We start from the raw sequence: 10,859 nt of genomic DNA, 5'->3' as shown, positions 1-10,859 counted from the left end.
GGGGGGCAGCCCCCCCCTTCCGTCCCCTCCGCTAGCGCAGCGGATCGGCGTAGTCGTGGACCCCGCCCGACACGTCGGTGATCCGCCACTGTCCCGGCGCCACCTCCTGTGCGTGGTCCGCATCCAGCGGCACCTTCCCGAAGCCGCCGGGAATATCCAGCACGTAGCGCGCCAGAAGATGCCCGGGGATCCGGCCGCGCAGGCTCGCGATCAGGGCACGCCCTTCGGCGATGGTGGTGCGGAAATGCTCGGCCCCGCGGGCGAGATCGCAGTGGTGCAGGTAATAGGGCGTGACCCCCAGCCGCCCCAGCGCCCGCCACAGCTCGTCGAGCGCTGCGGCGCTGTCGTTCACGCCACGCAGCAGGACCGATTGCGACAGCAGCGGGATGCCCGCCGCGACCAGCCGCCCGATCGCCGCACGGGCGTCAGGCGTCAGTTCCTGCGCGTGGTTGGTGTGGATCACGATCCGCGGCGCCGGATGCGCCTTCAGCGCGGCGATCATCGCCGCGTCGATCCGCTCGGGCGCCACCACCGGGATCCGCGTATGAACCCGCAGCGCATCGACCGAGGCGATCTCCGCCACGCGCGCGGCCACCGCGGCGATCCGGCGTGGGGACAGGACCAGCGGATCGCCCCCGGTCAGGATCACCTCGCGGATCGCCGGCGTGCGGGCGACATAGTCCAGCGCCGCGGCCAGCGCGGGTTCGGGCAGGTGGCCGGTCGCGCCGACGGTCTCTCGGCGGAAGCAGAAGCGGCAATAGACCGCGCAGGTCTGGGTCAGGTGCAGGATCACCCGGTCGGGATAGCGATGCGTCAGCCCCTCGACCGGGGCATGGGCGCGGTCGCCGATCGGGTCGTGCAGCGCCGCCGGGCCCACCTCCAGCTCCGCGGCGGTCGGCAGCACCTGACGCCCCACGGGATCCTCCGGCGAGACCAGCGCCGCCTGCAACGCCGGGGGCACGCGGATGCGGAAGGTCTCGTCGAGCCGTTCCAGCAGCGCGCGCGCGCCGGGCGGCGCCAGGCCCGCGGCGATCAGGTCCTCGGGCCGCGTCCAGGCGACAGGGTTGGCGACGGGCCCGGGCCGGGTCATGGCGCCTCGGGCTCCAGCACCGTCACGCCGGTCGCCGCCGCCCGCGCCAGCGCCGGGTCGAGCGACATCGGCAGGTATTCGCCCTGCCGCCACAGCTCCGACAGGTCGTCGTAATGGCGCGACAGCGGGTGGCCCGACTGGCCGGTCGAGATGATGAAGACCGAGCTGTCGGGGTCGGCGAAATTGTAGATCCCGCGATAGCCCGCGCCGTGCACGTTCAGGAACGGGTCCGGCCCCTCGCCCCTGGTCAGGCCGCGGTTCAGCGTGAAGTCGCCGCCCGAGGTCGACTGGCGGATGTTCACGAACCACTTCAGCACCGGCACCTCGCCGAAGACCGGGTGATCCTGCGCCGCCTGGTGCGCATCGCCCCAGCGCCAGCTTTCCACGTTGGGCCCATAGCGATCCGACAGCCAGACCAGCGCATCGTCCAGCGCCATGCGGGCGATGTCGGTGCAGGTCTCGGTCGGGGCACTTTGGAGCACGTCGCACCAGTGGCCGGCGCCGTCGATGTTTCGGAACACCCGTTCGATGAACAGCGGCTCGAGATGGGTGAAGCTGTCGGCCAGCGGCCCCAACTCGTCGCGGATCAGCCGGTCCTGCAGCGCCCGCATCCAGGCGGCATAGATCAGCGGCTCGGGCTGATGCTCGCTCATCTCGCCGTTCCAGTCGGCCAACAGCGACAGCGCGCGCTGGCGTCGGGCCTCGGGCGTGCCGGCAGGCGCGGCCTCGCCGGTGTACCACAGATTCGCGCCGACCAGCGGCAGCAGGGTCCGCGCCGCGGGCGAGGTGGTGTCGAGCTGCGCCGCGATGAAGCTTTCGCGCGAATGCACCTCGCGCTCCTGCATCAGCCGGGTCCAGCGCTGGATGCGCTGGGTGTCGCCCCAGTCGAACGAGACATGGTTCGGGAACGGCCGGTCGACGGTCTTGTTGTTGGTGTTGCCGAGGATGCCGCCTTCGGGGTTCACCACCCGCGGGTTCTGGTCATAGGGCAGGGTGCCGGTCCAGCGGTTCTCGGCCTTCCAGCCCATCGCGGGCATCATGCCGCGGGTGTCGTGGTTCGGGCTCCGTGCGGGCAGGCGGCCGATCGTCACCATGGCGATGCCCTTCTGATCGGCCAGCGTCAGGTTCTGCGCGGGGGCCACGAACAGCTCGCCCGCGGCGATGCCCTCCTCGACGTCATGCGCCTCCATCAGCCGGATCGCGGCGGTCATCGAGGTGTCGCCCTCGGCCAGCAGCGTCCAGCTCAGCGCGGCGACATGGCCCGCGGGCGTGACCGAGCCGATGTCGAAATGGCTGCCGGGCAGCACCGGGCCGTTGTCGGTCCAGCGCAGCGTCAGGGTGACCGGCGCCTGATCCTTGACCTGCACGATCGAGCGGCGGCTTTCGAAGGCCTTCCAGCCCTCGGGCGTGCGGTATTCGGTGGGCTCGGCCGGGTTCAGTTCCTCGATCATCAGGTCCTGATCGTCGGCATAGGCCGTGGTCAGCCCCCAGCCCAGGCCCGCGTTCCGCCCGAGGATCACCGCCGGCACCCCCGGCAGGGTCGCGCCGATCACGCCGCCCGACTGCAGCTCCAGCCGCGCCAGATACCAGATCGAGGGCGCGGTGAAGCCAAGGTGCGGATCGTTCGCCAGCAGCGAGCCGCCGGCGGCCGAGCGGTCGGGCGCCGCCGCCCAGGCGTTCGAGGCGCCAGCCATGTCGCGCGGACCCACCGGCGACATCTCGCCCGCATCGGCCTTGCGCAGCGGCGCGGTCGAGGCTGGCACGCCGGGCACCGCCTGCGCGTAGTCGGGCAGCGCGATGGTGCCCTGTCCGGGGGCGGCGGGCATCAGGTCGCGGGGCCAGTCCTGATCCAGCAGCGACAGGCGCGCGCGCATCACCTCGGATTGCAGCGCCGAGGACAGCTGCACCCCCATCAGCTTGAGGATCGCGAGGCTGTCCGCCGGCTGCCAGGTGGCGATCTCGGGCGGGAAGACGAAGAACTCGGGCGCGCCGCGGCCGCGGGCCTCTTCGTTCACTTCGCCGATCCAGGCGTTGACGCCGCGGGAATAGGCGTCCAGCGCCTCGCGGGTCTTGTCGTCCTGCGCGGCCACCGCGCGGGTCGCCAGCCCGTAAAGGTCAAGCCGGCGCATCAGCTCGTCCGTGCGCAGCGTGCGCGGGCCAAAGATCTCGGACAGGCGCCCCTGCGCGGTGCGGCGCAGAAGCGTCATCTGCCACAGCCGGTCCTGCGCATGGGAATAGCCCAGCGCGAAGAACACGTCGGCATCGGTCTTGCCGAAGATATGCGGCACGTCGCCGGTATCGCGCACGATCTCGACCGGCGCCGAGATCCCGGCGACCTGCGGGTGCTCGTCATAATCCGGCAGCGAGCCGGCGGCGAAGTAGTAGACGAGCAGGGCGCCCAGGACGGTGAGCAGGATGAGCCCGCTCACAATCCTCAGGAGCCAGCGGAAGACAGTCAGCATCGGCAGGATCGCAAGGTTGACGGCGGGAGCGTTGCGGGGTCGTATCGCCGCGGATGAAGGCCGGGCATGGGGCGGGTGATTAAGCGCAAACGCCCCGGTCCGCAATCGAAAGAGGAAACACGATGGCAAAGCTGGCATTTCTGGGCCTGGGCGTGATGGGCTTTCCGATGGCCGGGCACCTTCAGGCGGCGGGGCACGAGGTCACGGTCTACAACCGTTCGCCCGCCAAGGCTGAGGCCTGGGTCGCGAAGCACGGCGGCGCCTTCGCCCCGACGCCGGCGAAGGCCGCGGCGGGCGCGGACATCGTGCTGGCCTGCGTCGGCAATGACGATGATTTGAGGTCGGTCTGCCTGGGCGAGGACGGGGCCTTCGCAGGGATGGGCAAGGGCGCGCTCTTCGTCGACCACACCACGGTCTCGGCCATGGTGACGTGCGAGCTGGCGGACACCGCGGCGAGCCTCGGGCTCGGCTTCGTCGATGCGCCGGTCTCGGGCGGGCAGGCGGGGGCCGAGAACGGCGCGCTGTCGATCATGTGCGGCGGGGCCGAGGACGACTATGCCCGGGCCGAGCCGGTCATCGCCGCCTATGCGAAGATCTGCCGCCGGATGGGCGACAGCGGTCAGGGGCAGATGACCAAGATGTGCAACCAGATCGCCATCGCGGGACTGGTGCAGGGCCTGTCGGAATCGCTGCACCTTGCCGAAAAGGCCGGGCTCGACATCGAGGCGGTGGTCGAGGTGATCAGCCAGGGCGCCGCCGGCAGCTGGCAGATGGTGAACCGCCACAAGACCATGGCCGCGGGCAAGTTCGACCACGGCTTCGCGGTCGACTGGATGCGCAAGGATCTCGGGATCTGCCTTGCGACCGCCGACGAGGTCGGGGCCTCGCTGCCGGTGACCGCGCTGGTCGACCAGTTCTACAAGGACGTCCAGAAGATGGGCGGCGGGCGCTGGGACACCTCGGCGCTGTTCGCGCGGCTGCGCGCGGCGGGCTGAGTCCGGCCCCCGGGCGGGCTCGGCCCTTCGTGGTCAGGCCTTCTGGCTTCAGCTCTCTGACGTCAGCCCTCTGGCTTCAGACCGTCCGGCAGGGCCTCGTCCACGCAATCGGCCCGGCGGTCCGCGGCGCGGTCCGCCTCGGCCCGGGCCGAAACACGCTCGGCGTCGTGGCGCAGCGCGCTGGTCTCGGCCTCGGGCCGGTCCTCTTCGGCACCGGGGGGCAGCAGCGACAGGATCCGGTCGCCGGGGCCTGCCTCGAGCTTCTCGGGCTCGGCCACCATCGAGAACCGGCCGCGGGCGTCGATCACCGCCAGCGGCAGGGCGTTCGGCCGCTTCGCATGCCAGTCCTCCAGCCCATAGGCCTCGGTCAGGCGGGTCAGGCGGAAGCGGGCGCCCTCGTCCAGCAGCGCCTCGAGTTCCTCGAGCGTCCGCCCCCCGGCAAAGCCGAGACCGCTCAGCTGGGCCGGGCGGGCATGGCGGGCCGAGCCGTCACGGGCGCCGGCCACCTGCCAGACCTTCTCGCGGCCGAACTCGGGGCCGAGCCCGGCGGCGACAAGGCTGTTGTAGGCGTCGTTCCCGGTCACCGCGACGATGCTTTCGAAGTTCAGCAGTTCCACCCGGTCCTCGGCCGCCTCGGACAGGATGTCGCCGTAGAAGGCCGGCAGGCCCGCGCGCCGCGCCGAGGCCAGCCGCCCGAGGTCGGGATCAGCGATCAGCACCGGCATCTCGGCCTTGCCCAGCGTCTCGGCCAGCCCGCGCCCGAAGGGCCCGGCCCCGATGACGATGACGCCCGGAACCTCGGCCCCGGTCAGGCCCAGACGGCGGGCCAGCGGCTTCAACGCAAAGCCGTGCAGCACCACCGTCACCACCACCAGCACGAAGGCCAAGGGCGGCAGCACCGCGCCGTCCTCGACCCCGGCCGCGACCAGCCGCTGCCCGAAGAGCCCCGCCACCGCCACCAGCACCACGCCGCGCGGGCCGGTCAGCGCCAGCAGCCAGCGCTCGCGCCGCGGCACCCGGCTGCCGGCCAGCGCGGTCATCACCGTCAGCGGGCGCGCCAGCAGCACCACCAGCGCCACGAAGACCGCCGCCCGCCAGTCGAGCATGCCCAGCGCGCCCACATCGAGCCCCGCCGCCAGCAGGATGAACACGCCCGAGACCAGAAGCAGCGTCGCCTGTTCCTTGAAGCGGCGGATCTCGTCATGGCTGGGCAGATCGGCGTTGGCGATCAGGAAGCCCATCAGCGTGACGGTCAGCAGGCCACTTTCATGCAGCACCTCGTTCGACAGCGCGAAGGTCGCCAGCAGCGTGACGAACAGCACCGGCACCTTCATGTATTCCGGCACCCAGCCCTTGCGGAAGGCCCGCACCAGCCCCCAGCCCGCGCCAAGCCCCACCACCGCCGCCACCACGATGCCCGCGGCCATCGCGGCCAGCGCCATGGCTAGCGTCTCGCCGGTCGCAAGCGCGGTGACGATCTCGAAGGCCAGCACCGCCGCCAGCGCGCCGATCGGGTCGTTGACGATCGCCTCCCACTGCAGCAGGTTCGCCGGCCGCCGCGCGATCCTCGCCTGACGCAGCAGCGGCGCGATCACCGTCGGGCCGGTGACGATCATGATGCCGCCGAAGACGGCCGAGGTCTCCCAGCCCAGTCCCGCGCCGTAATGCAGCGCGAGCGCCGACAGAAGCCAGCCCAGCGGCGCACCGATCAGCACCAGCCGGCGCACCCCGTCCTTCGCATCGCCCAGCCGGCGCAGGTCCAGCGTCAGGCCGCCCTCGAACAGGATCACCGCGACGGCAAGCTGGATCATCGGCTCGGTCAGGTCGCCGATGTCGCGCTGCGGGTCGAACAGTCCCAGCGCCGGGCCGATCAGCAGCCCCGCGACCAGCATCACCACGATCCCCGGCAGCCGAAGCCGCCAGGCCAGCCATTGCGAGCCGACGCCAAGCGCCCCCACCAGCGCGAAGGCGAGGATCGGGCCGATGCCCGCGCCGCCAAGATCCATCATCCGCCGTTCCCCGCCTGCCCGCCGCATCCGTCACGGCATCCCGGCAAACGCGGCGCAGGCCGCGAGGTTTCAGGCAGACGTGATTTTCTGCGGTGCGGAAACGGGCGCGGTGCCTCGCGCTGCGCGGTCGGTCATGCTGCCCTGCGGCAAGTCCTTGTCGGGTCGCCCTTGCTGCGCAGCGAAGCCTTGCGTTTCGCTGCGCAGCGAAGTTCAGGCCGCCGGGCGGGCACCGAAGAAGCGCTCGTGCTCCTGGATCGCGAAGCGGTCGGTCATGCCCGCCACGTAATCCAGCACCACCCGCGCGATCAGCGTCCGGTCGCCGCGGGCCTCGCGGATGTCGGCCTGCCAGTCCTCGGGCAGCAGGTGCGGATCGTCGAGGAACAGCGGGAACAGGTCGTTGATCATCGCCGTGACCCGCTTGCGCTCGACCACGACGCTGGGGGCGCGGTACATGCGGGCGAAGAGGAAGCTCTTGATCGCCTTCAGGTTCTGGTAGAGCGGTTTCGAGAAGCGGATGATCGTCCCCTCCATCGCCCGGATCTCCTCGACCGACTGGGGCCGCGCCGAGGCCAGCCGGTTCTGCGCCACGGCGATCACGTCCTCGACCATCACGCCGAACACCCGGCGCAGCGCCTCGTGCCGCCGCCGCGCGGGATCGAGCCCGGGCCAGAGCCGGTCGACCTCTTCGAAGCAGGGACCGGTCACCGGCAGTTCCATCAGGTCGGCCTCGGTGAACAGCCCGGCGCGCAGCCCGTCATGCAGGTCGTGGTGATTGTAGGCCACGTCATCCGCGACCGCCGCCACCTGCGCCTCGGCCGAGGCGAAGCTGCCCAGGTCCAGGTCCCAGGCCGCGTTCACATCGGCCAGCGCATAGGGCAGGGGTTCGCCCTCCTTGACCGAATGCGAGCCCGAGGCATGCGGCCCGGTGACGGGACCGTTGTGCTTGGCCATGCCCTCGAGCGTTTCCCAGGTCAGGTTCAGCCCGTCGAAGCCCGCGTAGTGCTTTTCCAGCCGGGTCACGATCCGCAGCGCCTGCGCGTTGTGATCGAAGCCGCCGTAGGGCGCCATCAGCTCGGCCAGCGCATCCTCGCCGGTATGGCCGAAGGGCGGATGCCCAAGGTCATGGGCCAGCGCCACCGCCTCGGCCAGGTCGGTGTTCAGCCCGAGATGGCCTGCAATGGTGCGCGCGACCTGCGCCACCTCGATCGTGTGGGTCAGGCGGGTGCGGTAATAGTCGCCCTCGTGCTCGACGAAGACCTGCGTCTTGTGCTTCAGCCGCCGGAAGGCCGAGGAATGGATGATCCGGTCGCGATCGCGCTGGAAGGGCGAGCGGAAGGTCGACATCTGCTCGCCATGCAGCCGGCCGCGGCTGCGGTCGGGCTGGCAGGCATAGGGCGCCAGGAAGGGGGGGGCCGTGTTCGGCACGTCAGATCCACAGGTTCGCCGGGGACTCCGGCAGGCTCGTCCCAAGGCCCGGGGGTAAACGCGCCGGTTCACCGGCGTCCTTGCGGGCCACTCGCGCCGAGCCTATATGGGGTTTGTCACCGGAATGATACGGCTTTTGCCCCATGGACCTCGCGCTGCCCCCGAAAGTCACACCCCGCGCCTTCGCGCGGCTGGCCGAGATCAACGCCGCCACCGGCGAGGGCAAGGCCCTGCGCGTCGCGGTCGAGGGCGGCGGCTGCTCGGGCTTCCAGTATGACATCCGCCTCGACGATCCCGCCGCGGACGACCTGGTGCTGGAAGGCGCCACCGCCGAGGGCGTGCAGAAGGTGCTGGTCGACCCGGTGTCGCTGCCCTTCCTGCAGAACGCGGTGATCGACTTCACCGAGGAACTGATCGGGGCGCGCTTCGTGATCGAGAATCCGAACGCCACCTCCTCCTGCGGCTGCGGGACCAGCTTCTCGCTGTGACCACCGCTTGCCCGCCCGAGACGGCCGAAGACGCGCCGCCGCCCGAGCCTGAACGACGAACGCGCAGCGCTCGTGGCGCTGCGCTTGCCCCTGACCTGACCCTCCCCTCCGCCTGGGAGGGCGGGCCATGTATCTAGAGATTGCCATCGTCATCCTGCTGACGCTCACGAACGGGGCGCTCGCCATGTCCGAGCTTGCCATCGTCTCGTCGCGTCCCGCGCGGCTCAAGGTGCTGGCCGACCAGGGCCGCAGCGGCGCGGCGGTGGCGCTTGCGCTGCTCGACAATCCGGGGCGGTTCCTCTCGACGGTGCAGATCGGCATCACGCTGGTGGGCGTGCTGTCGGGCGCTTTCTCGGGCGCGACGCTGGGCGCGCGGCTCGCCAATGCGCTCGAGGCCGGGGGGATGTCGAATGCCGCCGCCAATACGATCGGCGTCGGCGCCGTGGTCGCGGTCATCACCTATCTCTCGCTGATCCTGGGCGAACTGGTCCCGAAGCAGATCGCGCTGAAGAACCCCGAATCCGTCGCCGCCCGCGTCGCCCCCGCGATGCGGACCATCGCGCTTGTGACCACGCCGATCGTCTGGTTCCTCGACGTCTCGGGCCGGACCGTGCTGCGCCTGCTGGGCCAGCATGGCGAGTCCGAGGCGAAGATGACCGATGAAGAGGTGAAGATGACGCTGGCCGAGGCCGACAGCGCCGGCGTCTTCGCCAAGGGCGAGCGCGAGATGATCCAGGGCGTGATGCGGGTGGCCGACCGCACCGCCCGCGCCCTGATGACCCCGCGCCGCGAGGTCGAGGTTCTCGACCTCGACGCCGATCCCGAGGGCGTGCTCGAGCAGGCGCGCAGCACCCGGCGCAACCGCCTGCCGGTGCGCGAGGGCGGCGAGGACGAGATCATCGGCGTGATCGCCGTGCGCGAGCTGCTCGGCTGGCGACCCGAGGATGGCCCGCTGCGCGAGCTGATCCGCGAGGCCCCGGTGGTGCTCGACGCGACCGACGCCGGCACGGTGATCGAGCGCCTGAAGGGCAGCCGCGGCCACATGGCGCTGGTCTACGACGAATACGGCCACTTCGAGGGCATCATCACCGCGATGGACGTGCTCGAAGCCATTGCCGGCGTCTTCAGCGACGGCGAAGAGGACGAACCCGCCTGGGCCGAGCGCGAGGATGGCTCGTGGCTCGTCGCGGGCTGGATGCCGATCGACGAATTCGCCGACCGCGCCGGCCTCCCGCGCCCCGACGGCGATTACGACACCGTCGCGGGCTTCGTGCTCGACCGCATGGGCCGGATCCCGGCGCTTGGCGAAAGCATCACCGCCGAGGGCTGGCGCTTCGAGGTGATCGACCTCGACGCGATGCGCATCGACAAGCTCCTGGTCTCCCGCGCCCCCTGACCGCTTCGGCTTGGCCCAAATACTCCGGGGGAGCCCGGCACGGGCGGGGGCAGAGCCCCCTCTTGCCGCTTTCGCATTGGCGCAAATATCCCGGGGGAGTCGCGGCCCCGCCGCGACGGGGGCAGCGCCCCCTTCATCGCCCCCTTCACCCTTGCCCCGGAAAGCGCGCCCGCCTACGAAAGGGCACCCAACGGAGTGCCCGCCCATGAAGATCGCCACCTTCAACATCAATGGCGTCAAGGCGCGGATCGAGGCGCTGACCGCCTGGCTGACCGAGGCCAGTCCCGACGTGGCGGTGCTGCAAGAGATCAAGTCGGTCGACGAGGGCTTCCCGCGCGAGGCGATCGAGGCGCTCGGCTACCGGGTCGAAACCCATGGCCAGAAGGGGTTCAACGGCGTGGCGCTGCTCTCGCGGCTGCCGATCGAGGACATCCGCCGCGGACTGCCCGGCGATGACAGCGACGAGCAGTCGCGCTGGATCGAGGCGGTGATCGCGGGCGATCATCGCCCGGTCCGGCTCGCGGGGCTCTACCTGCCGAACGGCAACCCGGCGCCGGGGCCGAAATACGACTACAAGCTGGCCTGGATGGCGCGGATGCAGGCCCGTGTGGCCGAGGTGCTGGCGGGGGAAGAGGCCGCGATTTTCGCGGGCGACTACAACGTGATCCCGACGCCCGCCGATGCCGCGCGGCCCGAGGCCTGGGTGACCGACGCGCTCTACCTGCCCGAAACCCGCGAGGCGTTCCGCCGGATGGTAAACCTCGGCCTGACCGACGCCTTCCGCGCGCGCGAGCCGCGCCCCGGCCATTACTCGTTCTGGGACTACCAGGCCGGCGCCTGGGAGAAGAACAACGGCATCCGCATCGACCACCTGCTGCTGACGCCGCAGGCCGCCGACCTGCTGGCCGATGCCGGGATCGACCGCGAGGTGCGGGGCCGCGAAAAGCCTTCGGATCACGTGCCGGTCTGGATCGAACTCGAGGCCTGAGCCCTG

The 10,859-nt window shown here is 71.0% G+C and carries 8 protein-coding genes; 4 read left to right on the top strand and 4 right to left on the bottom strand.

What is annotated here, in order from left to right; genetic code table 11:
• Positions 1–31: 31 nt before the first annotated feature.
• Both V8J36_RS09115 and V8J36_RS09110 read right to left on the bottom strand, forming a co-directional pair.
• Positions 32–1,090, bottom strand: coding sequence for a lysine-2,3-aminomutase-like protein (locus V8J36_RS09115; protein WP_336466982.1), 1,059 nt, complete (start codon positions 1,088–1,090; stop codon positions 32–34).
• Positions 1,087–3,552, bottom strand: a complete 2,466-nt coding sequence (locus tag V8J36_RS09110; protein ID WP_336466981.1) for a penicillin acylase family protein — start codon at positions 3,550–3,552, stop codon at positions 1,087–1,089. The genes V8J36_RS09115 and V8J36_RS09110 overlap by 4 nt, the downstream gene beginning before the upstream one ends.
• Positions 3,553–3,674: 122 nt before the next feature.
• Here V8J36_RS09110 and V8J36_RS09105 point away from each other — a divergent pair, with 122 nt between their 5' ends.
• Complete coding sequence (locus V8J36_RS09105; protein WP_336466980.1) at positions 3,675–4,547, top strand: NAD(P)-dependent oxidoreductase; 873 nt, start codon at positions 3,675–3,677, stop codon at positions 4,545–4,547.
• A gap of 62 nt (positions 4,548–4,609) precedes the next feature.
• Here V8J36_RS09105 and V8J36_RS09100 read toward each other — a convergent pair whose 3' ends face one another.
• Positions 4,610–6,556, bottom strand: a complete 1,947-nt coding sequence (locus V8J36_RS09100) for a cation:proton antiporter (protein ID WP_336466979.1) — start codon at positions 6,554–6,556, stop codon at positions 4,610–4,612.
• A gap of 210 nt (positions 6,557–6,766) precedes the next feature.
• On the bottom strand, positions 6,767–7,981 hold the full coding sequence (locus tag V8J36_RS09095; protein WP_336466978.1) for a deoxyguanosinetriphosphate triphosphohydrolase: 1,215 nt from the start codon (positions 7,979–7,981) through the stop codon (positions 6,767–6,769).
• Positions 7,982–8,124: 143 nt separating this feature from the next.
• Here V8J36_RS09095 and V8J36_RS09090 point away from each other — a divergent pair, with 143 nt between their 5' ends.
• From V8J36_RS09090 to xth, 3 genes are all read left to right on the top strand, one after another.
• Positions 8,125–8,469, top strand: coding sequence for a HesB/IscA family protein (locus tag V8J36_RS09090; RefSeq protein WP_336466977.1), 345 nt, complete (start codon positions 8,125–8,127; stop codon positions 8,467–8,469).
• 127 nt (positions 8,470–8,596) lie between these two features.
• Positions 8,597–9,865, top strand: coding sequence for a hemolysin family protein (locus V8J36_RS09085; protein ID WP_336466976.1), 1,269 nt, complete (start codon positions 8,597–8,599; stop codon positions 9,863–9,865).
• Positions 9,866–10,070: 205 nt separating this feature from the next.
• Complete coding sequence (xth, locus tag V8J36_RS09080; RefSeq protein ID WP_336466975.1) at positions 10,071–10,853, top strand: exodeoxyribonuclease III; 783 nt, start codon at positions 10,071–10,073, stop codon at positions 10,851–10,853.
• Positions 10,854–10,859 lie beyond the last annotated feature (6 nt).

It is taken from the genome of Frigidibacter sp. MR17.14, assembly GCF_037095735.1.
Lineage (GTDB): Bacteria > Pseudomonadota > Alphaproteobacteria > Rhodobacterales > Rhodobacteraceae > Frigidibacter.
This window is presented reverse-complemented; position numbering and strand designations above follow the sequence as displayed.

Coding starts and splice junctions, on each gene's coding strand:
- xth (WP_336466975.1), top strand. CDS start 10,071: ATGAAGATCGCCACCTTCAACATCAATGGCGTCAAGGCGCGGATCGAG.
- V8J36_RS09115 (WP_336466982.1), bottom strand. CDS start 1,090: ATGACCCGGCCCGGGCCCGTCGCCAACCCTGTCGCCTGGACGCGGCCC.
- V8J36_RS09105 (WP_336466980.1), top strand. CDS start 3,675: ATGGCAAAGCTGGCATTTCTGGGCCTGGGCGTGATGGGCTTTCCGATG.
- V8J36_RS09100 (WP_336466979.1), bottom strand. CDS start 6,556: ATGATGGATCTTGGCGGCGCGGGCATCGGCCCGATCCTCGCCTTCGCG.
- V8J36_RS09110 (WP_336466981.1), bottom strand. CDS start 3,552: ATGCTGACTGTCTTCCGCTGGCTCCTGAGGATTGTGAGCGGGCTCATC.
- V8J36_RS09085 (WP_336466976.1), top strand. CDS start 8,597: ATGTATCTAGAGATTGCCATCGTCATCCTGCTGACGCTCACGAACGGG.
- V8J36_RS09090 (WP_336466977.1), top strand. CDS start 8,125: ATGGACCTCGCGCTGCCCCCGAAAGTCACACCCCGCGCCTTCGCGCGG.